We start from the raw sequence: 25,634 nt of genomic DNA, 5'->3' as shown, positions 1-25,634 counted from the left end.
AGCCAGCGCATGCAGTTGAGCAGCAACAGCATCACCCCTGCCGCAGCCATCGACCGCGAATTCGCGGCCGGTGATGCCCAGGGTTTCGCCCCCAACCGCAACCCGCAGCTGGCGTGGAGCGGGGTGCCCGAGGGTGCCCGTTCGTTCCTGCTGGTGTGCGTGGACCCGGACGTGCCGACCGTGCCTGACACGGTCGGGCGCAGCGACATGACGGTGCCGCGCGACCAGCCGCGCTGTGATTTCGTGCACTGGGTGATGGCCGATATCCCGGCATCGGTGCAGGAGATCGCGGCGGGCAGCTGCAGTGATGGTTTCGTCGCCAAGGGCAAGCCGGCACCGGCCGGCCCGGCCGGCAGCCGCCAGGGCGTGAACGATTTCACCGGCTGGTTTGCCGGCAACCCGGAGATGGCCGGCGATTACCTGGGCTACGACGGCCCCTACCCGCCGTTCAACGACGAGCGCGTGCACCGTTACTTCTTCCGCGTGTTCGCGCTGGACGTGGCGACGCTGGACCTGCCGCCGCGCTTCACCGCCGCCGATGCCTACCGCGCCATGCACGGCCACGTGCTGGCCGAAGCCACGCTGCACGGCACCTACACACTGAACCCGGCGCTGTAACCCCCAGGTAGAGTCGAGCTTGCTCGACTCTACAAAGGCGAACGGCAATACCCAGCAAACCCCGCCAGAAACGCATCGGCCTCAGTCCGATGCGCCTCCGAGCCCAGCACATCGGCCACCTGCTGCGGCTCCAGGCCCAGTACCGGCACACGCAGGAACAGTTCGGCACTGAACCCCGAACTTACGGTGGACAGCACCGCACGCAGTGCCTGCAGCATGTCCTCGCCACGATGCGAGGCATGCACCAGCGCAATCGGCCGACCCACGATCTGGTCGCCGGAGACCAGCCAATCAATGGCGTTCTTCAGGCCGCCGGGAATGCCGCGCACGTACTCCGGGCTGCACACCAGCACGCCGTCGCTCTGCGCGATCGCCGCCTTGAAGGCGGTGACGCTGCACGGCTCATCGGCGCCTTCGAGATCGGGCGAGAACACGGGCAGATCGCCGATGCCGATGTAGACCTCCAGCGCCATGCCTATCGGTGCGATGGCCTGCAGCGCCCGTAGCAGCGCGGTGTTGGTGGATTGCCGGCGCACGCTGCCGGAGATGGCGAGAATCTTCATCGCCGCAAGGCTAGCACGCAGGCGTGCGCCCCTTTATCTGTAGAGCCGAGCCATGCTCGGCTGGGCTTTCTGTAGCGTCGAGCCATGCTCGACTGCTTTCGGCACAGTCGAGCAGGGCTCGACGCTACAGAAGCGAGCCGACTGACAGCCGGCTCTACCCCGCGGTGATCGGCGTTACTTCCCGGTCGCCGACTCGACCACCATATCCAGCACGTACGCCTGCGACGGCGCGTCGGCCGGCGGGTTCTTCACCGCGAAGCGCTTCACCCGCACCACGTTGCGCACGCCGTCTTCGTGGGTGTAGCCCTCGATGTTGCCGTAGAAGTTCTCGAACTTGCCCGGCTCGCCCTGCTTCAGGCCCTTGTCGTCGAACTTCACCTCACGCACCTGCAGGCACTGGTAATCCGGAATCAGCGGGTGCGAGCACTTCTGGGTCTTCGCGGCCACTTCCAGGAACACGGTTTCGCCCGGGCCGCCGTAGCGGGTTTCGGCGGTCGGTTCCGGTGCGAACACCAGCACGTCGCCCTTGCCGGTGGTCAGGCTCAGCGTGCCATCGGCATCCGGCGCGGCCTTCAGTTCGCCCTGCAGGCGGCTGGACACCGCTTCATCCAGCGCCATCAGCGCCTTGTCGGTGCAGGCCATCATGGTCGATGCCATCGCGCCCACCTTCAGCGTGCCGTTCTCCAACGTGTAACCACCGCCCAGGCGGTTGCAGGTGTTGCTCACCGACAGGCGGCCATCGGCGAAGTCCAGGGTGACGGGCTTGTCAGCGCGGGCGAACAGCGCATCGATGCGCGTGCCGTCGGCCGCGGTGGCCTGCTTCAGCAACCAGTGCTGGCTCTGCAGGCGCTGCGCATCCAGGTGCGCCAGCGTCTGCTGGTCCGCTGCCTTGGTGGCGGCCGGGGCCACGTCGTCGCCGCCGGTACCGGCGGGTGCCGGGGGCTGGCTGCAGGCGGCCAGCAGGGCCAGCGGGAGGAGCAGGGTGAGCGTGCGGTTCATGGTGGTGAGTCTCCTTGAGGAACCTGGAAAAACGGGTCGGGACCGGGAATGGGGTTGCCCGGTCCCGGCGTTGTTCAGCTACCGGCAGGCAACCACAGCAGCAATGCAGCGCCGAGGGCGATGCGGTAGACGGCAAACGCGGTGAATTTGTGCGACTTGATGTAGCCCATCAGCCACTTCACTACGACGAAGCCGGTGATGGCGGCGGCAACGAAGGCCACGCCGACGTCGGTCCAGTTCTCGCTGGCCAGGTTTCCTTCCTTGGCCAGTTCCAGGAAGGTGTAGGCGCTGGCGGCGAACATGGTGGGAATGCCCAGCAGGAACACGAACTCGGCCGCAGCCGCGCGGCGGCTCAGGCCCAGCAGCATGGCCAGGAAGATCGCCGAGGCCGAACGCGAGGTGCCGGGGAACACGCCGGCCACCACCTGCGCCAGGCCCACGCCGATCGCCACCGTCCAGGTCACCTGGTCACGGTCGGGCAGGCGTGCGGTGTAGGCCTCCACCAGCAGCATCCAGACGCCGCCGATGATCAGCGCCCAGGCCACCGGGCCCACGGTTTCCGGCAGCGACCAGCCGGCCTTGCGCACCACCAGGCCGACCACGGCGGTCACCAGGAAGGCCGCGCCCAGCTTGAACACGTACTCGCGGTTTTCGCGCTGGCCGAAGCCGGTGGCCAGCTGCAGCAGGCGCTGGCGGAACACCAGCACCACGGCCAGGATCGCGCCGGCCTGGATGATGATGTTGAAGAAGTCCGAACGCGCGCCCAGCCAGTGCTGGGCAATCAGCAGGTGGCCGGTGCTGGAGATCGGCAGGAATTCGGTGAGGCCTTCAAGAATGCCCAGCAACAGGGCGGAGAGCAGATCGGACATGGAGGGCGTGGATGCGGGCAGCGGAAGAAGGAAGGTCGAGAGGATAGACGATCCCTGCCGCACCAAACGGGTGCGCGCGGTGGTGCATGCACCCCTTTGGTGCGCGCTGACCTGCACCGCGCTGGGGCGAGACATTGAAAATCAATGACTTGCGATTCATAAAAAGTTGGCACGGTCGTTGCTACACCTCATCAGGCATTCATCCCCATCCGAGGTCGTACCGATGTCCGTGGAAAACGTTGAGAAGCTGATCAAGGACAACCAGATCGAGTTTGTCGATCTGCGTTTCGTGGATATGCGTGGCGTCGAGCAGCACGTCACCTTCCCGGTCAGCATCATCGAACCGTCGCTGTTCGAAGAAGGCAAGATGTTCGACGGCAGCTCCATTGCCGGCTGGAAGGGCATCAACGAATCGGACATGGTCCTGCTGCCCGACACCACCAGCGCCTACGTCGATCCGTTCTACGCCGATCCGACCATCGTCATCAGCTGCGACATCCTCGACCCGGCCACCATGCAGCCGTACGGCCGCTGCCCGCGCGGCATCGCCAAGCGCGCCGAGGCCTACCTGAAGTCCTCCGGCATTGCCGAAACCGCGTTCTTCGGCCCGGAGCCGGAATTCTTCATCTTCGATTCGGTCCGTTTCGCCAATGAAATGGGCAACACCTTCTTCAAGGTCGATTCGGAAGAAGCCGCCTGGAACAGCGGTGCCAAGTACGACGGCGCCAACAGCGGCTACCGTCCGGGCGTGAAGGGTGGTTACTTCCCCGTTCCGCCGACCGATACCCTGCACGACCTGCGCGCTGAAATGTGCAAGACCCTGGAACAGGTCGGCATCGAAGTGGAAGTGCAGCACCACGAAGTGGCCACCGCCGGCCAGTGCGAAATCGGCACCAAGTTCAGCACCCTGGTGCAGAAGGCCGACGAACTGCTGCGCATGAAGTACGTCATCAAGAACGTGGCGCACCGCAACGGCAAGACCGTCACCTTCATGCCCAAGCCGATCGTCGGCGACAACGGCAGCGGCATGCACGTGCACCAGTCGCTGTCCAAGGGCGGCACCAACCTGTTCTCCGGTGACGGCTACGGCGGCCTGAGCCAGCTGGCGCTGTGGTACATCGGCGGCATCTTCAAGCACGCCAAGGCCATCAACGCCTTCGCCAACTCGGGCACCAACAGCTACAAGCGCCTGGTGCCGGGCTTCGAAGCCCCGGTGATGCTGGCCTACTCGGCCCGCAACCGTTCGGCCTCGTGCCGCATTCCGTGGGTGTCCAACCCGAAGGCACGCCGCATCGAAATGCGCTTCCCCGATCCGATCCAGTCGGGCTACCTGACCTTCACCGCGCTGATGATGGCCGGCCTGGACGGCATCAAGAACCAGATCGACCCGGGCGCACCGAGCGACAAGGATCTGTACGACCTGCCGCCGGAAGAAGAAAAGCTGATCCCGCAGGTCTGCTCCTCGCTGGACCAGGCCCTGGAAGCGCTGGACAAGGACCGCGAGTTCCTCAAGGCCGGCGGCGTGATGAGCGATGACTTCATCGACGGTTACATCGCGCTGAAGATGCAGGAAGTGACCAAGTTCCGCGCGGCGACCCACCCGCTGGAATACCAGCTGTACTACGCCAGCTGACCGGGCGGTGATGGCGGTGGGTACCCCTCCCACCCGCCGCCATCGCCTCCGTTCTCTGCGGCTGGGGAGCCGCCGTTGTAGAGCGGACCGTTGGTCCGCTGATCCAGGGGCAAGAGAGACCGGATACGCGACATGGGCCGCCCTCCCTCCCGCGTCGGCCGTGCAAGGAGAGAGGCACGGCCGTCCCGGCCCATTACGTGTCCGGTGCAACAGCCACGGCCATCAGCACGATGGCCCGTGGTTGCCTGATGCCATCGCGCGTTGACGCGGTGGCCCCATCCACCATCGGGACATGCGCATGAAACTGATCTCCGCCATCATCCGACCGTTCAAGCTCGACGAGGTCCGCGAGGCCCTCTCCGACGCTGGCGTGTCGGGCATCACCGTGACCGAAGTAAAAGGTTTCGGTCGCCAGAAGGGCCACACCGAGCTGTATCGCGGCGCCGAGTACGTCGTCGATTTCCTGCCCAAGATCAAGATCGAAACCGTGGTCACCGACGAGCGTGCCGACGCGGTGATCGAAGCGATCCAATCGTCTGCAGGCACCGGCAAGATCGGCGACGGCAAGATCTTCGTCACTGCCGTCGAGCAGGTCATCCGTATCCGCACCGGCGAAATCGGTGCCGACGCGCTGTAACCCCTTCCGGAGACTCCCCCAATGAAGATGCGCCTTCTCACCGGGTGGCAAGCCCGGTTCCATCTGGTGTGCCTGTTGATGCTGCTCAGCGCGCTGGCCGCAGGTGCCTGGCCGGGCACTGCCCACGCCCAGGCCCAGGTCTCGCCGCTGCCCACCGAACCGGTCGCGGTCGAGCCGCTGCAGGCTCCGGTGGCCGCTGCCCCGGCCGCTGCAGAAGCGGCAGCCCCCGCCTTCGACCACGGCGACGTGGCCTGGATGCTGACCTCCACCCTGCTGGTGCTGCTGATGGTGGTGCCGGGCCTGGCCCTGTTCTACGGCGGCCTGGTGCGGTCCAAGAACGTGCTGTCGGTGCTCAGCCAGATCCTGGTGGTGTTCTCGCTGGTGCTGCTGCTGTGGGTGGCCTATGGCTACAGCGCGGTGTTCAGCGCCGGCAATCCGTTCTTCGGCTCATTCACCGAGTTCGCGTTCCTGAAGGGCTTCACCCCCGATTCGGTCGGCAACACGCCCATCAAGGGCCTGCCGGATTACCTGTTCGTCGCCTTCCAGTCGACCTTCGCCGGCATCACCACCGCGCTGATCGTCGGCGCCTTCGCCGAACGCATCAAGTTCCGCGCGGTGCTGCTGTTCTCGGCGCTGTGGTTCACCCTCAGCTACATCCCGATGGCACACATCGTCTGGGGTGGCGGTTACCTGGGTGAAATGGGCGCGATCGACTTCGCCGGTGGCACCGTGGTGCACATCAACGCGGGCGTGGCCGGCCTGGTCGGCGCCTGGTTCCTCGGCAAGCGACTGGGCTATGGCCAGACCGCGCTGAAGCCGCACAACGTGCCGTTCACCTACATCGGCGCGATGCTGCTGTGGGTGGGCTGGTTCGGCTTCAACGCCGGCTCGGCCGCGGCGGCCGACACCGTCGCTTCGCTGGCCTTCCTCAACACCGTGCTGGCCACGGCTGCTGCAGTGCTGGGCTGGACCCTGGTCGAGGCGATCACCAAGGGCAAGCCGTCGGCACTGGGTGCCGCCTCGGGTGCGGTGGCCGGCCTGGTCGGCATCACCCCGGCCTGCGGCACCGTGGGCCCGCTGGGCGCCATCGTCATCGGCCTGGTCGCCGGTGTGGTCTGCGTGTGGGGCGTCACCGGCCTGAAGCGCCTGCTGAAGGTGGACGACACCGCCGACGTGTTCGGTGTGCACGGCGTGGGCGGCATCGTCGGTGCCATCCTCACCGGTGTGTTCAGCGCGCAGTCGCTGGGCGGCACCAAGGCCGATCTGGATATCGGCCACCAGGTGTGGGTGCAGGTGGTCAGCGTCGGCCTCACCGTGGTCTGGTCGGCGGTGGTCACCGCGGCCATCCTGCTGCTGGTGAAGGTGGTGGTCGGCCTGCGCGTGACCGAAGAGGCCGAACGTACCGGCCTGGATGTCACGTCGCACGGTGAATCGGCCTACGAGGCCTGATTCAACGGCGGGCGGCCTGCGAAGGTCGCCCGCCATCTGGCACATGGCATGGCAGGTGCCACGCTTGCCTGGCACTTCCTGCAGCGCCCTCCACGCATGGCGTGGATCTACCCCAGGCATGCATCGTCGCGCGTGATCGCGCACAATCGAACGCATGCACCCGATCCGCACTCCCCTGATGCTCTCGGCCTGCCTGCTGCTGGCCGCCTGTGCTTCCACCCCGCACGAAAGCCGCAATCCGCTGGCCACCTGGGTGCCATCGCCAAACCAGAACGCGCGCGATCCGGTCGTCATCGTCATCCACCACACCGAACAGGATTCGGTGCAGCAGAGCCTGCACACGCTGCGCACCGCCAACAGCGGTGGCCGGGTCAGTGCGCATTACCTCATCGGTGCCGATGGCCACCGCTATCAGCTGGTCAGCGACGAGCGCCGCGCATGGCATGCGGGCTCCGGCCGCTGGGGCACCATCACCGATCTCAACTCGGCCTCCATCGGCATCGAACTGGACAACAACGGCAGCACGCCGTTCGCGCCGGCGCAGATTGCATCGCTGATCCTGCTGCTGCGTGACCTCACCGAGCGCCTGAACATCCCGCCGCGGCAGGTGATCGGCCACGCCGATCTCGCGCCCACCCGCAAGGCCGACCCCAGCCGTTTCTTCCCGTGGCAGCAGCTGGCCGAGGCCGGCTTCGGCGTGTGGCCGCGCGCCAGTGATGGTCCCGCACCGGAAGGCTTCGACGCTTGGAATGCGATGGCCCGATTCGGCTACCCGCTGGAGGATCGTGACGCGGCGGTCGCTGCCTTCCATCGCCGCTTCCGCGGCAGCGACGACCTGCCGAAGACGCTGGATGCCGAGGACGCCCGCATCCTGCATTCGCTGCTGCTGCAGACACCGTAGCAGACAGCGCAGGGCCGGATTGCCGGTAGCGGCGGGCATGGCCTGGCGCTACCGAAGGTTGCCGGGCCACCACCGGCCCCACTACATTGCGACGATGATCACTGTTACGTCGCCGCGCGCGCTCCTCACCGTCCTGGCCGTTGCCCTGCTCGCCGGCTGCGCCACCACCGGCACCCGTCCCGGTGCCCCCGTGGCCGCCAAGCCCGCTGCAGCCACCTACGCCAAGGTCGACTGGAAAGTGCTGCCGACGGTCTCCGATACCGACCTGCAGGCCGGCTTTGTCGCCTGGCGCAGCAGCTGCACCAGGCTGAAGAACGATGCGGTCTGGGTCCAGCCCTGCGCGACCGCCGCCACCGTGTCCGACAAGGACCCGGCGGCCATCCGCCAGTTCCTGCAGCGCGACCTCGATGTGTACGCACTGCGCGCCGGTGGCCAGCAGGCCGATGGCCTGATCACCGGCTACTACGAACCCATCTACCCCGGCAGCCTGACCCGCACGGCCACCGCCACAGTGCCGGTGTATGGCACGCCCGACGATCTGATCGTGGTGCAGCTGGACAGCCTCTACCCCGAGCTGAAGGGCAAGCGCCTGCGTGGCCGCCTCGACGGCAAGGTGCTCAAGCCCTACGACGACGCCGCCACCATCGCCAGCAAAGGTTCCAAAGCGCCTGTGCTGGCTTGGCTGACCGACCCGATGGACCTGCAGCTGCTGCAGATCCAGGGCTCGGGCCGCGTGCGCCTGGCCGATGGCAGCCAGGTGCGGCTGGCCTATGCCGACCAGAACGGCCACCCCTACCGCGCCATCGGCCGCTGGCTGGTGGACCAGGGCGAGCTGAAGAAGGAAGACGTCACCATGGACGCGATCCGCGCATGGGCGAAGCTGCACCCGGCGCGCGTGCCGGAGCTGCTGCGCAGCAACCCCAGCTACGTGTTCTTCGTGCGCAATGCCGACAGCCCGGAAGGCCCGCGCGGTTCGCTGAACGTGCCGCTGACCGCAGGCTACAGCGTGGCGGTGGACCGCAGCGTGGTGCCGCTGGGCAGCCTGCTGTGGCTGTCCACCACGCGCCCGGATGGCAGCCCGTTGGTGCGCCCGGTGGCCGCGCAGGACACCGGCGGTGCCATCGCCGGTGAAGTACGTGCCGATCTGTACTGGGGCAGTGGCGACGCCGCCGGCAAGCTGGCCGGTGACATGAAGCAGAAGGGCAACCTCTGGATGCTGTGGCCGAAGGGCGCGCCCCTGCCGAACTGAACCGGCAGGGGGCGGATCCCTTGCAGCAGGCAAGGGCTCTGGCCCCGGATGGCTGATAATGGCGCCATTCCGAACTCTCCGGCCGCCGCTGCGGCCAGGACCCCTGCAATGAAGAACATCAAGAACAACACCGCCAGGAAGTACTACAAGCACTGGGCCGAATCGGGCCTGGGCAAGGGCAACGTGCTGATGGAAGCCCGCGGCGAGAAGATCGTGCGCCAGGTGGAAATCTACGGCACCAAGATGGTCTGGGCCGATGAGCATGCCCACAGTGATGACCGTTTCCTGCTGGCCGACCAGCCCGTCTCGTTCCTGGATTTTGACGAAGACGACGAAATCTCCGCGCGCGAATTTGAAAGCGCCTGGAAGAAGGCCAGGGAAGCCACCGGCTACCCGGTGTAACCACCGCTCCACCCCGCTTTGTAGAGTCGAGCCATGCTCGACTGCTCCCGGCAACGGCAGTCGAGCTAGCTCGACTCTACGGGCTTCGTGCGTAAAATGTTATATAATTACATTTCATCCGCGCCCTTCCACCCCCATGAAGACTCCCACGCTGGTGGCCGCCCTCGCGGCCGCTCCGTTCGCCCCTGAAGCGTTCGCACAGTCCGCCGATGCCGCGCTCACCCTCGGCAAGGTGCAGGTGCACCAGCACGGCGAAGGCCAGCTCAGCGCACACCAGGTGCTGACCTCGGTGGACGTGCTCGGCGCGGACCAGATCGAAGACCGCAACGTCGCGCACAGCTGGGAACTGCTGGGGCAGATGCCCGGTATCCAGCTCACCGAAACGCGGCAGGGTGCCGAATCAGGCAAGGTCAGCTTCCGCGCCTTCAACGGCGAGGGTTACCTCAACGCCATCAAGACCCTCATCGACGGCATCCCCAGCAACGTCAACAGCGGCAACCAGCGCTTCATCGACATGCTGTTTCCGCTGGAAATCAGCTATATCGAAGTGGTGCGCGGGACCAACGACCCGCGCTATGGCCTGCACAACATCGGCGGCAACGTGAACTTCGGTACGCGCCAGGGCGGCAACTACACCGATGCGCGGCTGGCCTACGGCAGCTACAACACCCGTGATGCGCAGTTGGCGATCGGCCGCGAAAGCAATGGGTTCGCGCAGAACTACTTCATCGGCACCCAGGCCAGCGATGGCTACCGCGACCACGACACCTCGAAGAAGTACTCGCTGGGCGGCAAGTGGTTCCATGGCTCGCTGGACGACGGCCTGCGCGTGGGCCTGACCGCACGCGTCTACCACCACGAAGCGGACGAACCCGGCTTCATGACGGCCGACGAACTGCGCACGCATCGTCGTGGCAGCGACCTGCGCAACGGCAACGATGGCGATGACCGCGACATGCGGCAGATCGCCGCGCACGTCGACCTGAAGCTGTCCGACGCGGTGACCTTCGGCACGCGGCTGTACTACAACCGCTATGAAGACGACCGCCGGGTCACCTTCAGCGATCTGCCCACCGGCAACCTGCCGCGCCAGCGCCGCGTGTGGGATGAGCGCCAGACCGGCCTGCTCAGCACGCTCACCTGGCAGGCCAGCCCCGCGCTCACCGTCGAAGGCGGCCTGAACTACGAGCAGCAGGACAACGGCTACATCCGCGAGCGCTACGCCTACGCAGAACCCACCGATTTCAGCCAGGCACCGGCGCGCGTGCAGAACGATGACCGCCACAGCTTCGACAACTGGGGCGCCTACGTGCAGGCCATCTACCAACCGGCCGAGGCGTGGAAGATCGTGCCGGCCTACCGTATCGACCGCTTCAGTGGCAGCACGCACCTGATGAACGGCGTCAGCGGCCGCCTGCAGGACTACGGCACCATCGGCCAGCCCAAGCTGAGCGTCATCCACAGCCTGGGCCAGACCACCCATGTCTATGCCAACTGGGGCCGCACCTTCCAGGTGCTGACCGGCTCCACCGCGCCGGCCTACCTCACCCCGGGGCAGGCGCCGATGCAGCCGTCCACCAACACCGGCATGGAGCTGGGCCTGAAGTTCCAGCCGTTCGCCGGCAGCCAGGCGCGCGTGGCGGTGTGGCAGCAGGATGCGGAAAACGAGGTGTCCAACATGCCGGCCACCGGCACCACGGTCACCCTGGGCAAGACCCGCCGCCGCGGCGTGGATGCGCAGCTGAGCCTGCAGCTGGGCGATGACTGGACGGTGTGGGCGTCGCACGCCTACCAGGAAGCGAAGATCACCCGCGATGACCGCGATGCCAGCATTTCGCTGCAGGGCAGGGAAGTGGCGGCCACCCCGCGCCACATCAGCAACCTGAGCGTGGACTACCGCGCCAGTGATGCACTGCGCCTCGGCCTGCAGGCCCGCGCACAAGGCGACTACTACCTGGAAGAGCGCAACGAGGCCGGCAAGTTCGGCGGCTTCGCCGTGCTCGACCTCAGCGCCGCGTACCAGATCAACCCGCGCTGGAGCGTGGACCTGCAGCTGAAGAACGTCACCGGCCGCGAATACGCCTACGCCTGGTACGACAGCTTCTTCTGGGACAGCGCCCGCCCGATGTTCTCGCCGGCCCCGGGCCGCAGCGTGTTCGTCGGCCTGAACATGAAGCTGTAGCCCGGCCACACATCCGGTAGTGGTCGAGCTTGCTCGACCTGCAGGGGTCAGAGCCCTTTCCTGACGGAAAGGGAGCCGACCCCGGACCCCCGTTTTGCACTACATTGGTGCAATGTCCGACCCCTCACCCCCGCCGTCCCTCGATGCCCTCGGCACGCCGCTGGCCTGGGCCGGGGCCGATGGCCGCATCATTGGCTGCAATCCCGCCTTCGCCCGCTGGCTGGGCGTCAGCATCCGCCGCCTGATCGGCCAGCCGCTGGCCGCGCTGGAAGTGCAGGGCGAGGCGCTGGCCCATTTCCTCGCCCGCGATGAGCGCGACAGCCTGCGGCTGCACCGCCTGGCGCTGGCCCTGCCGGGCGAGGGCGCGCGCTTCGCCGAGGGCTGGATGAGCCGGCGCGACGATGGCGGCTGGCTGCTGGAAGCACATCCGGTCGACGAATTCCCGGGCCTCGACCCGACCCAGGCCCTGCCCAGCGCGCTCAGTGCCGCGCTGAAGGGTCTGGCCCACGAGCTGCGCAATCCGCTGGCCGGGCTGAAGGGCGCGGCGCAGCTGCTGGCCCGCCGCGCCGCCCAGCGCGATGCCAGCGAGCGCGAGCTGATCGAGCTGATCGGCTCGGAGATCGAACGCCTCAATGGCCTGCTCGACCAGCTGCTGTCGCCGGCCCCGGCCGCACCGCATGCGCCGCTGAACATCCACGCCTCGCTGGAACGCGTGCTGCGTCTGGCCGAGAGCGAGGCTGGCTGGGCCGTGCGCCTGCAGCGCGACTACGACCCCAGCATTCCCGAACTCGATGGCGATGCCGACCGCCTCACCCAGGCGGTGTGGAACCTGGTGCGCAACGCCATCCAGGCCGGCGCCGGGGTCATCACCCTGCGTACGCGCGTGGAGCATGGCGCGCGCATTGCCGAACAGCTGCACACCCTGGCGCTGCGCCTGGAAATTGCCGACGACGGCCGTGGCGTGCCCGAGGAACTGGCCGAGCACCTGTTCCTGCCGCTGGTCAGTGGCCGCGCCGAAGGCACTGGCCTCGGCTTGGCGCTGGCCCAGCAGGTGGCGCGCGAACACCGCGGCACGCTCACCTACCGCTCGCGGCCGGGCCATACCGTGTTCACCCTGCTGCTGCCGATCGGCAACGGCGCCGCCCCGGCCGAGGAGGCCCCGCGCGATGTCTGATTCCCCCACCTCCGCGCAGCGCATCTGGGTGGTCGACGATGACCGCGCCGTGCGCTTCGTGCTGTGCACCGCGCTGCGCGAGGCCGGCTACCAGGTTGTCGATTTCGACAGTGCCGCCCCTGCGCTGCAGGCCTTGAACGAAGGCCCGGCACCCGCGTTGCTGTTCACCGATGTGCGCATGCCCGGCGACGACGGCCTGGTGCTGCTGGACAAGCTGAAGGCCGCGCTGCCGCAGCTGCCGGTGGTGGTGATGTCGGCCTACACCGATGTCGCCAGCACGGCCGGGGCGTTCCGTGGTGGCGCGCATGAGTTCCTGTCCAAACCCTTTGACCTGGACGATGCGGTGGCGCTGGCCCAGCGCGTGCTGCCCGCCGTGGCGCCGGCACTGGCCGCGCCCACCCCGGTGGCCGAGACGCCCAGCGACCAGCCGCCGCAGCTGGTAGGCGATACACCTCCGATGCGCGCGCTGTTCCGCGCCATCGGTCGCCTGGCGCAGGCACCGCTGGCGGTGCTCATCACCGGCGAAACCGGCACCGGCAAGGAGCTGGTGGCCAACGCCCTGCATCGCGAATCGCCGCGTGCGCAGGGGCCGTTCGTGGCGCTCAACACCGCCGCCATTCCGGCCGAACTGCTGGAAAGCGAACTGTTCGGCCACGAGGCCGGCGCGTTCACCGGTGCCCAGCGCCGCCACATCGGCCGCTTCGAGCAGGCCAACGGCGGCACGCTGTTCCTCGATGAAATCGGCGACATGCCGCTGCCCCTGCAGACGCGCCTGCTGCGCGTGCTGGCCCAGGGCGAATTCTTCCGCGTCGGTGGCCGCGAACTGATCCATGTGGACGTGCGCGTGGTAGCGGCGACCCACCAGGATCTGGAGGGGCTGGTCACGCAGGGCAAATTCCGCGCCGACCTGCTGCATCGCCTGGACGTGGTGCGCCTGCAGCTGCCGCCGCTGCGCGACCGCCGCGAAGACATCGCGCAGCTGGCCACCACCTTCCTGGCCGCTGCCGCGCACAAGCTGGATACACCGCCGAAGCGGCTCACCGCCGCCGCCCTGCAGGCGCTGCGCGAGCACGACTGGCCGGGCAACGTGCGCGAACTGGAGAACGTCTGCTGGCGCATGGCCGCGCTCGCCGCCGCCGACACCATCGGCGTGGCCGATGTCGATACCGCGCTGAACCGGCCGCGCAGCCGCCGAAGCAACGCAGGGGGTGACCCCGGCCAGTGGGAAACGCTGCTGTCCGAGTGGGCACGACGGCAGCTGGCCGAAGGCACCGAAGGCCTGCATGCGCAGGTGCGCGAGCGCGTGGACCACGCCCTGCTGGAAGCCGCGTTGCAGATCACCCATGGCCGACGCGCCGAAGCCGCCGCACGGCTCGGCCTGGGCCGTAACACGCTGACCCGCAAACTGGGCGCCGGCCGCCGCCGCGGGGGCCATTGAACGGCCCCTGCACGCGGTCCTCGCGCCCGCTTGCCGAACTGTTGATCCGCCATGGACGATGCCGTCCGTAGTGTTCCCTGCAAGGAGTTCCCTGATGCGCCTGTCCTTTGCCATCCTGCCGCTGTCCGCCGCCGTGCTGCTGTCTGCCTGTGGCAGCGCACCGCAGAAGCCGCAGCCCACGCCGCCGCCGGTGGTCACCACGCCGGTGGCCCAGCTGGCCGAAGCCAACCTGGCGCCGGCCTCGGCCAGCATCGTCAGTGGCCGCCTGGTGCTGAAGACCGAAAGCGGTGGCGTGCACCTGACCGGCCTGGTCGGTGGCCTGCAGCCGATGCAGCAGGCGGGTTTCCATATCCACGAGCGCGGTGACTGCAGCGCGGTGGATGCCAGCAGCGCCGGCAACCACTTCAATCCCGGGGGCAGCGCGCATGGCCGTGCCGGCAGCGGCAAGCACCAACTGGGCGACATCGACAACCTGCAGGCCGACGCCCAGGGCCGCGCGAATGTCGATGTGCACCTGAAGGGCGTTACCCTTGGGGGAGGCGCCGCCACCGATATCGCCGGACGTGCACTGGTCGTGCATGCCAACGCCGATGATTATCGCAGCCAGCCCGCCGGCAATGCCGGCGTCCGCATCGCCTGCGGTGTGATCCGGGTTACCCGCTGATCGCCACGGGCATCATTCCAAGGAGAGTTCCATGCGTCTGATCCATACCTCGCTGTTCGCGGCCATCGCCGCCCTGGGCCTGGCGGCCTGCAACCAGCAGCCGGCAGCGGCCCCGGAAGCCCCGGCCGCCACCCCGGCCGAAGGCTCGGCAGCACCGGCTGATCCGGCCGCTGCCCCGGCCACCGAAGCCGCCCCGGCCACCGATGCCACGGCCAGCGCCGAACTGGCACCGACCCAGGGCAACGAGACCAAGGGCAGCGTCACCTTCAAGGTCGTCGACGGCAAGGTGCACGTGACCGGCCAGATCACCGGCCTGAAGCCGGGCAGCGAGCACGGCTTCCACATCCACGAGAAGGGCGACTGCAGCGCGCCGGACGGCATGAGCGCCGGTGGCCACTTCAATCCGGGCAAGCAGGACCACGGCAACGTTTCGGCCGATCCGCACCACGGCGGCGACATGCCCAACATCAAGGCCGACGACAAGGGCGTGGCCACCATCGACAGCCCGGTCTCGAGCAACGTCAACATCGGCAAGGGTGATGACTTCGACATCATCGGCCGCGGCCTGATCGTCCACGCCGATGCGGACGATTACCACACCCAGCCGACCGGCAACGCCGGTGCGCGCCTGGCCTGCGCGGTCATCCAGAAGGCCCCGTAAGGCACAACCGCTTCCTGTAGAGCCGAGCCCATGCTCGGCTGCTCTGCAGGCGGCCTGAGCCGAGCATGGGCTCGGCTCTACAACCACCCGCACGGGCGTTGTGGATCAGCGCGCCAGCAGCTCGCGCGCGTCCTGCCCTGCCTCGCAATGCACGAACAGCACCGGCACGCCGTGCGCTTCCAGCACCGCGGCCATCTGCCGCTGGCGCATCAGGAACTGCTCGTAGATGCCCTGCAGGCGGTCGCAGTCGCCCTTGCTGTGGTTGTAGTACGCGCACCAGCCGGCTGGATCGAACAGCGCCATGCGCGCCTCGCCCTGCGTATAGCGCAGCAGCGGCTCCGGGGCGTTGTCCAGCCACTCGTCCTGGCCGGGGGCCAGGATCGCGGTCTCGATCAGCGGCCACAGCGCGGCCAGGCCCTGGTTGTCGTACTGCATCGACATCATCGCGGCCAGATCATTCACGGTGAAGTAGCGCGCGTGCTCGATGCGGGCACCGAAGCTGTTCTGCGCCATCAGCGCCGTATCGGCATGGGCCATGCCATTGGCCAGCAGCACGTCTTCCAGCGCATCGGCCACGGCCGCAGTGGTGGCCACGTCGCTGCCGGTCAGCAGGAAGGGCACCACGCGCAGGCCACCGCCTACCAGGGTCGCATCGGCCTGGAACGGCAGCGGCACTTCACCATCGGCGCCGGCACCAAAGGCCAGCAGGCGCGGGCCCCGGTTGCGGCCCGGGGCGCGCATCTGCAGTTCTTCAAGGCGGCGGTGGATCGGCCAGCCCGGGCGCAGGACTTCGGCGGGGTCGAAATGGGCGGCGGCGAACACCAGGTCCAGCTCAGCCACCTGCGGCACCAGCTTGGCCAGGTCACGGCCGATACGCTCGGCCAGTTCGCCGGCCTGGTCGGCGCTGAGCACCGCCTGGCGGGGGATTTCGCCGTTGGCCAGTTCCAGGGCCAGCACGCCAGGGGCATTCATCGCGGGGTCGGGTTTGCTCATGGTTCCACGGTTGGCCCATCACAGGGCGGCAGCTACACTTGGCGCCATTATGCCTGCTCCGTCGTGCAGGCCATGTTGCAGACACCCTCATCCATGCCAGGTATCTCCATGCCCAACGCTCGTCCCGTCGCCATCCTCGGTGGCGTCCGCATTCCGTTCTGCCGCCAGAACACCGCGTATTCGGATGTCGGCAATCTCGGCATGTCGGTGCGGACGCTGGGCGCGCTGGTCGAACGCTTCGGCCTGCACGGCCAGCAGCTGGGTGAAGTGGCCATGGGCGCGGTCATCAAGCATTCCAGCGACTGGAATCTGGGCCGCGAAGCCACGCTCTCCTCCGGATTGTCGCCTTTGACCCCGGGCATCACCCTGCAGCGCGCCTGTGGCACCTCGCTGGACAGCATCATCACGGTGGCCAACAAGATCGCCCTGGGGCAGATCGAATCGGGCATCGGCGGCGGCTCGGACACCACCTCCGACGTGCCGATCGTCTACGGCAAGAAGCTGCGCGCGCGCCTGCTGGCTGCCAACCGGGCCAAGAGCACCGGCGACAAGATCCGCGCGCTGACCTCCGGCTTCAAGCTCTCCGAACTCAAGCCCGAATTTCCCGGCGTGGCCGAGCCGCGCACCGGCAAGAGCATGGGCGACCACTGCGAGGACATGGCCAAGGAATGGAACATCTCGCGCGATTCGCAGGACGAATGGGCGGTGTCCTCGCACAAGAAGCTGGCCGCCGCCTATGAGCGCGGTTTCTTCAATGATCTGATCGCGCCGTTCCGTGGCGTCGAGCGTGACAACATCCTGCGCGCCGACACCTCGCTGGAAAAGCTGGCCACGCTGAAGCCGGCCTTCGACAAGGTGTCCGGCCGTGGCACGCTGACCGCCGCCAATTCCACCCCGCTCACCGATGGTGCCGCCGCGGTGCTGCTGGCCAGCGAGGAATGGGCCTGCGCGCACGGCCACGAGCCGCAGGCCTACCTGCGTGATGCCCACGTGTCGGCGGTGGATTTCGTGCACGGCGAAGGCCTGCTGATGGCACCAACCGTGGCCGTGCCGGAGATGCTCAAGCGCAACGGCCTGACCCTGCAGGACTTCGACATCTACGAGATCCACGAAGCCTTCGCCGCGCAGGTGCTGTGCACCCTGCGTGCGTGGGAGAGCGAGGATTACTGCCGCAACCGCCTGGGCCTGGATGCACCGATGGGTCGCATCGACCCGGACAAGATCAACCTGCTGGGTTCGTCGCTGGCCACCGGCCACCCGTTTGCTGCCACCGGCGCGCGCGTGATCGCGACGGCCGCCAAGCAGCTGGCCGAACGCGGCGGTGGCCGCGCGCTGGTGTCGATCTGCACCGCCGGTGGCATGGGCGTAGTGGCGATCGTCGAACGCTGATCGCAACGGTAGTGCCGGCCGCTGGCCGGCAATCCCGAGCGCCAACCAAGGTTGGCGACTACCAGGTCAACAAAAACGCCGCCCATCGGGCGGCGTTTTCGTTGCGCGATGCATCGACGGTCACGGTACCCGCGGGTTGCCGAACTCGTCGCGCACCTCATTGGCGTCATACACCGGCGGCTGCGCAGCGATGGGCAGCTCTTCCACCGTGTTGCGCGGCACGGAATCAGCGGCATGCACCAGGGCCACGCTGTCCTCGCCACGCTGCAGGCGCAGCGCATTGGCCAGGCACTGCGCGGCGAGCGCATGTTCGCCGCGCTGGGCAAACGCTTCACCCAGTGCCTCCCAGGCCGGCGCACCGGCACCGGCGGCGATGGCCTCGTGCAGGAACGCATCGGCGGCATCCCACTGCTGCTGGGCCAGGGCGATACGGCCCTGCGCCAGGCGCAGCGCGGCCGAATCCTCGTGCACGTTGCGCCAACGCGCCAGGTTCGCCTGGCGGGTGGCCAGGCGCTCGGCGGGCAGGCGACCGTACAGTCCCACCAGCTCGTCGTTCCAGCGATGGTCCAGCGCCTGTTCCACGGCCAGCAGCGCCGGTTCGTCCCAATCAAGGGCCACGGCGCGGGTGGCATAGGCGGCCACCACGTCCGGAGTCGGTCGTAGCGCTTTCGGCGTGGCTTCCCACTGCGCCGCCAGCGCGTTCACGTCGCCCGCTTCCAGCAGGGCCTGCGCGGCCAGGCGGGCTTCCAGTTCACTGTTGGCGTCCGCTGGCAGCACCTTGCTCTGCCGCAACGCACCCAGCTGGCCGTAAGCCTCGTGCGCGCGACCGGCCTGGGCCAGCGCTTCGGTGCGCAGCCACAGGCCGCGCGGCGGCAGTGGCTGGATCGCCGCAGCGTCCAGCACATTGATCGCATCCACTGGCAGATCACGCGCCAGCAGCTGTTCGGCGCGCAACAGCGCCTGCAGCGTCGCATCGCGCTCGCCCAGGCGCTGCAGCAGTGTTTCGCCTGCGGCGGCATCGGCGCGCGACTGCGCACTGCGTACCGCATTGGCCAGCGCCACCGCGCTCACCTCCGGGTCGGCCGCCGCGCCATCCAGCAGCTTTTCCGCGCGCTGCCAGTGGCCGTGTTCGTAGGCCTGCAGGCCATCGATCAGGCGCACGCGGCCCTGCTTGCGGCGGTAGCGGCCCCAGGCGCGGAACGGTGCCGCGACCAGGCTCCACAGCAGCCACAGCACCAGCACGCCGATCACCGACAGCAGGGCCACCTTGGGCAGGTTGCTGTGGTAGTCGTAGCCGCCGTAGCGCAGGGTCACCTCGCCGTAGCGGTTCAGGTCATCGGTGCCCAGCCATTGCGCGGCGACCACGCCGATGGCCACGGCCAGCAGCAGCACGACCAGGGATTGCAGCGGTTTCATTGGGTATTACCTCCGGTCGGTCTGGGAGCGCTGGTCTGGGGCCGCAGTTGTTGCAGGGTGCTGCCAAGCACGCTGCTCTCGGCCTGCAGGGGGGCCTGGCGCAAGGCCTGAAGTTCAGCATGTTGTGCGCGCAGGCCCGGTGAATCCGGCCAGCGCCGCTGCGCCCAATGGGCCACGCGGTCCAGCGCGGCATCGCGGCCACTGCGGTCGCCACGCTCGATCGCCGCGCGTGCCAGGGTCAGTTCCAGCTGCAGCGCGTCATCGGCGGCGGTGCGTTCGGCCTGGGTCAGCGGGCCATTCAGGCGGCTGGGAGTGATATCCACGAACGGGGCCAGCGCCGATTGCCACCACGGCTTGGCAGCTGCTTCGGCCGGCGAGGGCGGCAGTTCCGAAGGCAGGCCCTGCAGCGCCCGGGCCACCGCATCCAAGCGATGCAGCGCCTGCACGCGCGGGCCTGTGCCCAGTGCATCCAGCGCGTCGCGTTCCTGCACCAGCGCCTGGCGCAGGTTCAGGCCTTCGTTGTCCGGCAGATCGGCCAACGCGGTGGCGGCCTGCGCATACAGGCGGCGCGCACCTTCCACATCGTCGGCAAAGGCCAGCCGTTGCGCGGCCTGGGTCAGCAGCAGCTCGGCCTCGTCGCGCTGCACGGCCTGGCGGCCCTGGTTGGCACTTTCGGTCAGCCGGGTCAGGTTCTCTTCCAGCAGCGCGCTGCGCTGGGACAGACCCAGCATTTCATCGCGCAGCACGCGGTTGGTGGCGGCCGCATCCTGCAGGCGCTGGCTGGTCGCGCGCTGGTCGCGGCGCAGGGCCTCGACGGTAGCCTCCAGCCTTCAGCTGCACGTCCGTGGTCTGCGCCTGTGCCGCCCGGTCGCGCTGCTGTTGCTGCCAGTAGTGCCAGCCGGCATAGCCACCGGCGCCCAGCACCATCACCACGGCAAGCGGCAGCAGCCAGCGCGGGGGGCGGCGGGTCGGGGCAGGTGGCAGGGTTTCGTTCATCAGGCTTCCTTGTCGGCGGCGTCGCCGGATCGGTTCCGGCAGGCAGCGTTACGGCACAGCATCCCTGTTGGCGATGACCCCGGCAAGCGTGCGCCGGGCGCCTGTTCAGGTCGCTGCCGGGGCAGTGAGTGCGGCGTGTGCGGCCGCCGTCATCTGGGTGACAGTGGGCCCTTCGCTGCGCACTACGCGGGCCAGCCCCAGGGCCTGCGCCTGCTCGGCCAGGCGCGCGCTGGCCGCCAGCACGATGGCCTGTTCAGCCAAGCGCTGCTGCCAACCGGGGGACAACTGCTGCCAAACCCGCTGCAATGCTTCGCCGCTGCTGACCGCCAGCAGCCACGGTGTGGCCGAGCGAGCCAATTGCGCCAGACTTCGCCGTGATACCCGCAGCGGCACCCGTTGGTAGACGTCGGCGCGAACGATCCGCGCTCCGGCCGCTTCCAACTGCGCGGCAATCAGCCCACGGCCGCCCGGCGCGGTCACCAGGCCGATCTGCATGCCGCGCACATCGGCCAGCACCGGCAGGCCCAGCAGGCCTTCGCTGTCCATGCGCTGCGGCGCATGCACCTCGGCGATGCCCTGCGCGTGCAGGGCGCGCGCGGTGCCTTCGCCCACGGTCAGCCACGGGCCGCGCTGGGTCGCGGGCAGGGCACGCAGCGCCGCAGCGGCCTCGACCGCAGCCGGGCTGGTGAACACCACGCGCGTGCAGGCCAGCGCCTGGTTCAGCCGCTGTTCGACCGCCGCGCCCTGCAGGCGCTGCAGCCGCCACGGCGGCAATGCCACGGTGGCCCCGCCCAGCCTGGCCGCAGCCTGCCTCAGCCCGGCATGCTGCCCCTGCGGGCGCAGCGAAATCAGGGTCCAGCCAGTGGGTATCGTATGGTTGGCCATTGACGTCATTATGCGGGCCCTTCGTTGTCGTGGTTGCTGCTCGATGTCCGCTGATGCCCTGACCTCCTCGCTGGCCGCCCTGCAGGACGTGCTTGACTGCATGCCGGCGGTCCGTGCGATGCAGATCCGCCTGGACGGCTATGCCGACGGCGTGCTGCGCATCACCGCGCCGCTGGCGGCCAACGTCAACGACAAGGGCAACGCCTTCGGTGGCAGCCTGGCCTCGGTGCTCACCCTGTCCGGCTGGGCCCTGGTCAGCCTGCGCCTGCGCCTGGCCGGGCACGATGCCGAGGTCTACGTGGCCGACAGCAACCTGCGCTACCTGGCCCCGGTCTACGAAGACCTGCACGCCCACGCTGAAACCGCCGAAGCCAGCAGCTGGGACACCTTCCTGGCCACCTTCCGCCAGCGCGGCAAGGCCCGCATCAGCATCGTCGCCCGCCAGCCGGGCGCCGATGGCCGCTCGGCCGCCGAGCTGAGCGGTCGCTTCGTTGCCTTCGCCAAAGGGTAGGATGGCAGGCTGACGTCCTGGGGAAACCACCGATGCGCCGCCTGATCCAGATCCTGATGTGCTCCCTGCTGCTGGTCAGCGCCGTGGCCAGTGCGGCCGGCGGCGACCTCACCCGCAAGCAGCGCAAGCTGCTGGAAGAGACCCAGATCGCCTACGGCGCCACCATCCGCTGGGGCAGCATGGACGATGCCATCGGCTACCTGGACCCGCAGCTGCGCAAGGACAAGCCGATCACCGAATTCGAACTCAACCGCTACGCGCAGCTGCGCGTGTCCTCCTACCGCGAGCGCAGCAGCGCCTCGCTGGAAGGGGGCGAGGTCGAGCGCCGGGTGGAAATCGGGGTGATCAACCAGAACACCCAGGCCGAGCGCACCGTGGTGGTGGTCGAGCGCTGGCGCTGGGATGCCGAGGCCAAGCGCTGGTGGCAGTCGGCCGGCCTGCCGGACCTGTGGAAGGGGCAGTGACGGGCCCCCTGCGGCTTGTGCGACAATCGGCGCCCGCTTAATCGACCCGTGACCTGAGTGAATTACGAAGAGTTGCTGGCCTTTGCAGGCCGAAACCCGATGCTGTCTGCGGCCCTGGTCGGCCTGACCGTGGCCCTCATCGTCACCGAAACCCGCCGCCTGTTTCGGGGCTACAAGGGCATCAAGCCGGCCGAGCTGACCCACCTGATGAATGCCGGTGGCGCGGTCGTGGTCGATCTGTCGCCCAGCGCTGACTTCGAAAAGGGCCACATCGCCGGCAGCCGCAGCGCCCAGGCCAGCGCCTTCGGTGCAGAGCACAAGCTGGTGGCCAACGCCAAACAGAGCCCGGTGGTACTGGTGTGCCGCAGCGGCAACGCCTCTGAAACCGCCGCCAAGGCGCTGAAGAAGGCCGGTTTCGAGAAGGTCTTCGTGCTGGACGGCGGCATTCCCGCCTGGCAGCAGGCCGAGTTGCCGCTGGTCAAGGGCCGCAACTGATCGCAGCGGGATGGCGGAACCGGCCTTGTATGGGCCTGCCGCCGCCCCCAACCCTGTAGTTCGACACTCGTTTTCATTGCATTCATTGGAGTTACTGGAAATGTCCGAAGAGACCACCAACGGCGCCGTCGCGCCGGTCGATGCCGCCAACGGCCCCGCGTTCACCGTCGAGAAGATCTACGTCAAGGACGTTTCCTTCGAGTCGCCGAATGCCCCGACCATCTTCAATGACCAGGTGCAGCCGGAACTGCAGCTCAACCTGAACCAGCAGGTGCAGCGCCTGGGCGAGAACGCCTTCGAAGTCGTGCTGGCCGTCACCCTGACCTGCCAGGCCGGTGAGCGCACCGCCTACGTGGCCGAAGTGAAGCAGGCTGGCGTGTTCGGCCTGGTCGGCCTGGACCCGCAGTCGATCGACGTGCTGCTCGGCACCCAGTGCCCGAACATCCTGTTCCCGTACGTGCGCCAGCTGGTCAGCGACCTGATCCAGGCCGGCGGCTTCCCGCCGTTCTTCCTGCAGCCGATCAACTTCGAAGGCCTGTACGCAGAAACCCTGCGCCAGCGCCAGGAGCAGGGCGACGCACCGTCGCTGGCTGACTCCGAGCCGGCCGGCAACGCCTGATCCCCCCTGCGACGTCACGGATGAGCACTACCGCTGACAAGATTGCCGTGCTTGGCGCCGGTTCCTGGGGAACCGCGCTGGCCACCCTGCTTGCCCGGCACGGTCACCCGACCGTGCTGTGGGGGCGCGATGCCGCCGTGGTCGACGCCATCGACCAGCGCCACGAGAACCCGCGTTACCTGCCGGGCATCCCCCTGCCGGACAGCCTGCGTGCGACCACCGACATGGCAGCCGCCCTGCAGGATGCCGCCTGGGTGCTGGTGGTGACCCCGTCGCACGCGTTCAACGAAACCGTGCGTGCGCTGGCACCGCTGCGTCCGGCCGGTGCCGGCGTGGCGTGGGCCACCAAGGGTTTTGAACCCGGTTCGGGCCGCTTCCTGCATGAAGTGGCGCGCGAGATCCTGGGTGACGACGTGCCGCTGGCCGTGGTCACCGGGCCGTCGTTCGCCAAGGAAGTGACCCTGGGCCTGCCCACCGCCATCACCGTGCACGGCGACGTGCCGGAGTTCGCGCAGACCGTGGCCGAAGCCATGCATGGCCCGGCGTTCCGCGCCTATACGGGCGATGACATGGTGGGTGCCGAGCTGGGCGGCGCGATGAAGAACGTGCTGGCCGTGGCCACCGGCGTGGCCGATGGCATGCAGCTGGGCTTGAACGCCCGTGCCGGCCTGATCACGCGTGGTCTGAACGAGATGCTGCGGCTGGCCGCCGCCATCGGTGCCAAGCCGGAAACCCTGATGGGCCTGGCCGGCCTGGGCGACCTGGTGCTGACCTGCACCGGCGACCTGTCGCGTAACCGCCGCTTGGGCCTGGCCCTGGGCCGTGGGCAGACGCTGCAGGATGCCGTGCGCGAGATCGGCCAGGTGGTGGAATCGGTGCAGACCGCCGACGAAGTGATGCGACAGGCGCGCCGCCATGGCATCGACCTGCCCATCTCTGATCGTGTGCGTGCCGTGCTGCACGGCGAGCAGACGCCTGCAGAAGGCCTGCGCGCCCTGCTGGCGCGGGAACAGAAGCCGGAGTATCCGGACACGCTGTTCAAGTGAATCGAAAAGCCCCGGCCACGCGCCGGGGTTTTTTTTGCTTCTGGTGGCTGCCAAATCTTGGTTGGCAACGGCACCGCGCGTGGTCCGTCCACGCATGGCGTGGATCTACCTCGGCGATGCGGTAGCGCCGGGCCATGCCCGGCGGAACGCTGGCACCGGGCGTCACCCCTCAGGGCGCATGCGCGCGCTGGCTTGTGCGTTCAGCGCCAGCGCTGCCATCGCCAAGCCTTCCATCACCCGGTCACCGGGGTAATCCTCATTCGGCCCGTTCTGGCGGATGCGCTCGGCGGCCAGCAGCAGTTCCAGAACGATGGCCAGGCCGGCGCGTGCGCAGTCCGCATCGGCAAGGGCGATACGGCGGCCGACGCGCAGATTCGATTCCGGCCAGGGCTGGCCATCGGCAGCAACGCCACTGCCGATACGTTTCAGTGCGTGGATGAAGGCGCTGCAGTCGCGGACGATGTCGGGCGCATCGTCACGTTCGGTGTTGGCGGGGTGTGTCCGGAAAACGTCGGTGTGGTCATGGCGAGAACTCCGTGCAGAACAGACGGTAGCCGCCACACAGAGGTGGCGGGCGGAGACGTGGCTCGAAAACCGGAAGATTGAGTACAGACCGGCAGGCACAGGGCCTCCACGCTCCGCCCGCCATGGCCGGCAGACGGATTGCCAGCCGGCGCCATGCAGGTGACGCCGGCTGGCAAGCGCAAACAACGTACTCAATCTGACGGGTTTTCGAGGCCCGGCCACCCGTTGTCGGTGGCACGCCATCTGTACCTGCGTACTGGGGCAGCGCCCATCAGACAAGTTGCAAACCGCATTCGACACAAGACGTTTTCAGCATTCTTGCATGCTGTTGAGCCGCGCCAAACGCATGCGCCGCAAGGCTCGACGGCGGTCGGGCAATTTGCGACATGCGTCGAAGATGCCGATGCACGACAAGAGACCATTGCATGCCGATAGCGACAGAGCGGAGGTCGTCCTGCACATCCGCTCACTTACGCGACAGAACGAGCCTTCCACCTGTGTTGGAAGTGATCCTGTATCTGCGCAGAGAGTTGAGCGCACCGACGCTACCAGCTGCTATGGCGATAGCAACCGCAGACGTGGCAGTGGATACCCCAAGGATTGATACTGCGCCTACACCAACGACTGCACTGGCCGGAGTAGCCGTACCTCCGGTGCCGAGCGCAACAATCACCGCTACGGCGATTGCGCCCAGGGCGATCGCCCATGCAACCTTGCCGGTTGCCTTGATTCTGATGACCTTCCTTGCCAGATCGCCTTCGATCTCTATCGTTTCATTTTCATTCTTGAGTGCCTCACCGAGATCCTTCTCATTACTGACTGCCATGGGTTCGCTCTTGTAGATGATGTATGGGTG

26 protein-coding genes and 1 pseudogene are annotated in these 25,634 nt (G+C 67.9%); 18 read left to right on the top strand and 9 right to left on the bottom strand.

Going from position 1 to position 25,634, the window contains the following annotated elements; translation table 11 throughout:
- Window positions 1-9 precede the first annotated feature (9 nt).
- The gene (locus tag VER16_RS05190) at window positions 10-618 is read left to right on the top strand and encodes a YbhB/YbcL family Raf kinase inhibitor-like protein (protein WP_324805969.1); all 609 of its coding nucleotides are present in this window, start codon (window positions 10-12) and stop codon (window positions 616-618) included.
- Between the two features lie 29 nt (window positions 619-647).
- Here VER16_RS05190 and VER16_RS05185 read toward each other — a convergent pair whose 3' ends face one another.
- From VER16_RS05185 to VER16_RS05175, 3 genes are all read right to left on the bottom strand, one after another.
- Window positions 648-1,181: an NADPH-dependent FMN reductase gene (locus VER16_RS05185; RefSeq protein WP_324805967.1), complete on the bottom strand. Its 534-nt coding sequence runs from the start codon at window positions 1,179-1,181 to the stop codon at window positions 648-650.
- 174 nt (window positions 1,182-1,355) lie between these two features.
- Window positions 1,356-2,180: an META and DUF4377 domain-containing protein gene (locus VER16_RS05180; RefSeq protein ID WP_324805965.1), complete on the bottom strand. Its 825-nt coding sequence runs from the start codon at window positions 2,178-2,180 to the stop codon at window positions 1,356-1,358.
- 74 nt (window positions 2,181-2,254) lie between these two features.
- On the bottom strand, window positions 2,255-3,049 hold the full coding sequence (locus VER16_RS05175) for an undecaprenyl-diphosphate phosphatase (protein WP_079224666.1): 795 nt from the start codon (window positions 3,047-3,049) through the stop codon (window positions 2,255-2,257).
- Window positions 3,050-3,272: 223 nt separating this feature from the next.
- Here VER16_RS05175 and glnA point away from each other — a divergent pair, with 223 nt between their 5' ends.
- From glnA to VER16_RS05120, 11 genes are all read left to right on the top strand, one after another.
- Window positions 3,273-4,682, top strand: coding sequence for a type I glutamate--ammonia ligase (glnA, locus tag VER16_RS05170; RefSeq protein ID WP_324805962.1), 1,410 nt, complete (start codon window positions 3,273-3,275; stop codon window positions 4,680-4,682).
- Window positions 4,683-4,980: 298 nt separating this feature from the next.
- Window positions 4,981-5,319, top strand: coding sequence for a P-II family nitrogen regulator (locus VER16_RS05165; RefSeq protein WP_004134334.1), 339 nt, complete (start codon window positions 4,981-4,983; stop codon window positions 5,317-5,319).
- A 21-nt stretch (window positions 5,320-5,340) separates the two neighbouring features.
- A complete protein-coding gene (locus VER16_RS05160; RefSeq protein ID WP_324805959.1) occupies window positions 5,341-6,768 on the top strand; it encodes an ammonium transporter in 1,428 nt (475 codons plus the stop codon).
- Between the two features lie 154 nt (window positions 6,769-6,922).
- Entirely contained in the window at window positions 6,923-7,669 is a 747-nt protein-coding gene (locus VER16_RS05155; protein ID WP_324805957.1) for an N-acetylmuramoyl-L-alanine amidase, read from the top strand.
- A 94-nt stretch (window positions 7,670-7,763) separates the two neighbouring features.
- On the top strand, window positions 7,764-8,918 hold the full coding sequence (locus VER16_RS05150) for a murein transglycosylase A (RefSeq protein WP_324805955.1): 1,155 nt from the start codon (window positions 7,764-7,766) through the stop codon (window positions 8,916-8,918).
- Between the two features lie 108 nt (window positions 8,919-9,026).
- On the top strand, window positions 9,027-9,320 hold the full coding sequence (locus tag VER16_RS05145; protein ID WP_324805953.1) for a hypothetical protein: 294 nt from the start codon (window positions 9,027-9,029) through the stop codon (window positions 9,318-9,320).
- 136 nt (window positions 9,321-9,456) lie between these two features.
- Window positions 9,457-11,502 (top strand): TonB-dependent receptor, encoded by a 2,046-nt coding sequence (locus tag VER16_RS05140; RefSeq protein WP_324805951.1) that lies wholly within the window; start codon window positions 9,457-9,459, stop codon window positions 11,500-11,502.
- A gap of 112 nt (window positions 11,503-11,614) precedes the next feature.
- The gene (locus tag VER16_RS05135; RefSeq protein ID WP_324805949.1) at window positions 11,615-12,676 is read left to right on the top strand and encodes a two-component system sensor histidine kinase NtrB; all 1,062 of its coding nucleotides are present in this window, start codon (window positions 11,615-11,617) and stop codon (window positions 12,674-12,676) included.
- The gene (gene ntrC, locus VER16_RS05130; RefSeq protein ID WP_324805947.1) at window positions 12,669-14,114 is read left to right on the top strand and encodes a nitrogen regulation protein NR(I); all 1,446 of its coding nucleotides are present in this window, start codon (window positions 12,669-12,671) and stop codon (window positions 14,112-14,114) included. Before VER16_RS05135 ends, ntrC begins: the two co-directional genes overlap by 8 nt.
- A 94-nt stretch (window positions 14,115-14,208) precedes the next feature.
- Window positions 14,209-14,778: a superoxide dismutase family protein gene (locus VER16_RS05125; protein WP_324805945.1), complete on the top strand. Its 570-nt coding sequence runs from the start codon at window positions 14,209-14,211 to the stop codon at window positions 14,776-14,778.
- A gap of 31 nt (window positions 14,779-14,809) precedes the next feature.
- Window positions 14,810-15,439, top strand: coding sequence for a superoxide dismutase family protein (locus VER16_RS05120; protein ID WP_324805943.1), 630 nt, complete (start codon window positions 14,810-14,812; stop codon window positions 15,437-15,439).
- Window positions 15,440-15,544: 105 nt separating this feature from the next.
- Here the strand turns inward: VER16_RS05120 and VER16_RS05115 are convergent, their stop codons facing one another.
- Window positions 15,545-16,432, bottom strand: a complete 888-nt coding sequence (locus tag VER16_RS05115) for a hypothetical protein (RefSeq protein ID WP_324805941.1) — start codon at window positions 16,430-16,432, stop codon at window positions 15,545-15,547.
- A 93-nt stretch (window positions 16,433-16,525) separates the two neighbouring features.
- On the opposite strand from VER16_RS05115, the gene VER16_RS05110 reads away from it, so the two are divergent.
- Window positions 16,526-17,821, top strand: a complete 1,296-nt coding sequence (locus VER16_RS05110; RefSeq protein ID WP_324805940.1) for an acetyl-CoA C-acetyltransferase — start codon at window positions 16,526-16,528, stop codon at window positions 17,819-17,821.
- A 120-nt stretch (window positions 17,822-17,941) separates the two neighbouring features.
- Here VER16_RS05110 and VER16_RS05105 read toward each other — a convergent pair whose 3' ends face one another.
- The 3 genes and pseudogenes from VER16_RS05105 to VER16_RS05095 form a co-directional block, all read right to left on the bottom strand.
- Window positions 17,942-19,237 (bottom strand): heme biosynthesis protein HemY, encoded by a 1,296-nt coding sequence (locus tag VER16_RS05105; protein ID WP_324805939.1) that lies wholly within the window; start codon window positions 19,235-19,237, stop codon window positions 17,942-17,944.
- Window positions 19,234-20,233 (bottom strand): annotated as a pseudogene (locus VER16_RS05100) (uroporphyrinogen-III C-methyltransferase). The gene VER16_RS05105 and the pseudogene VER16_RS05100 overlap by 4 nt, the downstream one beginning before the upstream one ends.
- Window positions 20,234-20,338: 105 nt before the next feature.
- Complete coding sequence (locus VER16_RS05095) at window positions 20,339-21,127, bottom strand: uroporphyrinogen-III synthase (RefSeq protein WP_324805937.1); 789 nt, start codon at window positions 21,125-21,127, stop codon at window positions 20,339-20,341.
- 34 nt (window positions 21,128-21,161) lie between these two features.
- On the opposite strand from VER16_RS05095, the gene VER16_RS05090 reads away from it, so the two are divergent.
- From VER16_RS05090 to VER16_RS05070, 5 genes are all read left to right on the top strand, one after another.
- Complete coding sequence (locus tag VER16_RS05090) at window positions 21,162-21,629, top strand: YiiD C-terminal domain-containing protein (RefSeq protein WP_324805935.1); 468 nt, start codon at window positions 21,162-21,164, stop codon at window positions 21,627-21,629.
- A gap of 32 nt (window positions 21,630-21,661) precedes the next feature.
- Window positions 21,662-22,093: a hypothetical protein gene (locus VER16_RS05085; protein ID WP_324805933.1), complete on the top strand. Its 432-nt coding sequence runs from the start codon at window positions 21,662-21,664 to the stop codon at window positions 22,091-22,093.
- Window positions 22,094-22,150: 57 nt separating this feature from the next.
- Window positions 22,151-22,588 carry a rhodanese-like domain-containing protein gene (locus tag VER16_RS05080; protein WP_324805931.1) on the top strand — a complete coding sequence of 146 codons (438 nt, stop codon included), beginning with the start codon at window positions 22,151-22,153 and terminating at the stop codon, window positions 22,586-22,588.
- A gap of 100 nt (window positions 22,589-22,688) precedes the next feature.
- Window positions 22,689-23,207 carry a protein-export chaperone SecB gene (gene secB, locus VER16_RS05075; protein ID WP_313207238.1) on the top strand — a complete coding sequence of 173 codons (519 nt, stop codon included), beginning with the start codon at window positions 22,689-22,691 and terminating at the stop codon, window positions 23,205-23,207.
- A 20-nt stretch (window positions 23,208-23,227) separates the two neighbouring features.
- A complete protein-coding gene (locus VER16_RS05070) occupies window positions 23,228-24,253 on the top strand; it encodes an NAD(P)H-dependent glycerol-3-phosphate dehydrogenase (protein WP_324805926.1) in 1,026 nt (341 codons plus the stop codon).
- A 162-nt stretch (window positions 24,254-24,415) separates the two neighbouring features.
- On the opposite strand, the gene VER16_RS05065 is transcribed toward VER16_RS05070, so the two are convergent.
- Together VER16_RS05065 and VER16_RS05060 are read right to left on the bottom strand one after the other, a co-directional pair.
- Window positions 24,416-24,877: a hypothetical protein gene (locus VER16_RS05065; RefSeq protein WP_324805924.1), complete on the bottom strand. Its 462-nt coding sequence runs from the start codon at window positions 24,875-24,877 to the stop codon at window positions 24,416-24,418.
- Window positions 24,878-25,244: 367 nt separating this feature from the next.
- Window positions 25,245-25,604, bottom strand: a complete 360-nt coding sequence (locus tag VER16_RS05060; RefSeq protein ID WP_324805922.1) for a hypothetical protein — start codon at window positions 25,602-25,604, stop codon at window positions 25,245-25,247.
- Between the last annotated feature and the right edge of the window lie 30 nt (window positions 25,605-25,634).

The organism is Stenotrophomonas sp. (genome assembly GCF_035634915.1).
Lineage (GTDB): Bacteria > Pseudomonadota > Gammaproteobacteria > Xanthomonadales > Xanthomonadaceae > Stenotrophomonas.
The sequence above is the reverse complement of the archived record's forward strand: the minus strand, read 5'-3'. Positions and strand labels throughout refer to the sequence as shown.

Bases quoted from the DNA above. Each gene is read 5' to 3' on its own strand.
- VER16_RS05190 (WP_324805969.1), top strand. From the start codon at position 10: ATGCAGTTGAGCAGCAACAGCATCACCCCTGCCGCAGCCATCGACCGC.
- VER16_RS05185 (WP_324805967.1), bottom strand. From the start codon at position 1,181: ATGAAGATTCTCGCCATCTCCGGCAGCGTGCGCCGGCAATCCACCAAC.
- VER16_RS05180 (WP_324805965.1), bottom strand. From the start codon at position 2,180: ATGAACCGCACGCTCACCCTGCTCCTCCCGCTGGCCCTGCTGGCCGCC.
- VER16_RS05175 (WP_079224666.1), bottom strand. From the start codon at position 3,049: ATGTCCGATCTGCTCTCCGCCCTGTTGCTGGGCATTCTTGAAGGCCTC.
- glnA (WP_324805962.1), top strand. From the start codon at position 3,273: ATGTCCGTGGAAAACGTTGAGAAGCTGATCAAGGACAACCAGATCGAG.
- VER16_RS05165 (WP_004134334.1), top strand. From the start codon at position 4,981: ATGAAACTGATCTCCGCCATCATCCGACCGTTCAAGCTCGACGAGGTC.
- VER16_RS05160 (WP_324805959.1), top strand. From the start codon at position 5,341: ATGAAGATGCGCCTTCTCACCGGGTGGCAAGCCCGGTTCCATCTGGTG.
- VER16_RS05155 (WP_324805957.1), top strand. From the start codon at position 6,923: ATGCACCCGATCCGCACTCCCCTGATGCTCTCGGCCTGCCTGCTGCTG.
- VER16_RS05150 (WP_324805955.1), top strand. From the start codon at position 7,764: ATGATCACTGTTACGTCGCCGCGCGCGCTCCTCACCGTCCTGGCCGTT.
- VER16_RS05145 (WP_324805953.1), top strand. From the start codon at position 9,027: ATGAAGAACATCAAGAACAACACCGCCAGGAAGTACTACAAGCACTGG.
- VER16_RS05140 (WP_324805951.1), top strand. From the start codon at position 9,457: ATGAAGACTCCCACGCTGGTGGCCGCCCTCGCGGCCGCTCCGTTCGCC.
- VER16_RS05135 (WP_324805949.1), top strand. From the start codon at position 11,615: ATGTCCGACCCCTCACCCCCGCCGTCCCTCGATGCCCTCGGCACGCCG.
- ntrC (WP_324805947.1), top strand. From the start codon at position 12,669: ATGTCTGATTCCCCCACCTCCGCGCAGCGCATCTGGGTGGTCGACGAT.
- VER16_RS05125 (WP_324805945.1), top strand. From the start codon at position 14,209: ATGCGCCTGTCCTTTGCCATCCTGCCGCTGTCCGCCGCCGTGCTGCTG.
- VER16_RS05120 (WP_324805943.1), top strand. From the start codon at position 14,810: ATGCGTCTGATCCATACCTCGCTGTTCGCGGCCATCGCCGCCCTGGGC.
- VER16_RS05115 (WP_324805941.1), bottom strand. From the start codon at position 16,432: ATGAGCAAACCCGACCCCGCGATGAATGCCCCTGGCGTGCTGGCCCTG.
- VER16_RS05110 (WP_324805940.1), top strand. From the start codon at position 16,526: ATGCCAGGTATCTCCATGCCCAACGCTCGTCCCGTCGCCATCCTCGGT.
- VER16_RS05105 (WP_324805939.1), bottom strand. From the start codon at position 19,237: ATGAAACCGCTGCAATCCCTGGTCGTGCTGCTGCTGGCCGTGGCCATC.
- VER16_RS05095 (WP_324805937.1), bottom strand. From the start codon at position 21,127: ATGACGTCAATGGCCAACCATACGATACCCACTGGCTGGACCCTGATT.
- VER16_RS05090 (WP_324805935.1), top strand. From the start codon at position 21,162: ATGTCCGCTGATGCCCTGACCTCCTCGCTGGCCGCCCTGCAGGACGTG.
- VER16_RS05085 (WP_324805933.1), top strand. From the start codon at position 21,662: ATGCGCCGCCTGATCCAGATCCTGATGTGCTCCCTGCTGCTGGTCAGC.
- secB (WP_313207238.1), top strand. From the start codon at position 22,689: ATGTCCGAAGAGACCACCAACGGCGCCGTCGCGCCGGTCGATGCCGCC.
- VER16_RS05070 (WP_324805926.1), top strand. From the start codon at position 23,228: ATGAGCACTACCGCTGACAAGATTGCCGTGCTTGGCGCCGGTTCCTGG.
- VER16_RS05060 (WP_324805922.1), bottom strand. From the start codon at position 25,604: ATGGCAGTCAGTAATGAGAAGGATCTCGGTGAGGCACTCAAGAATGAA.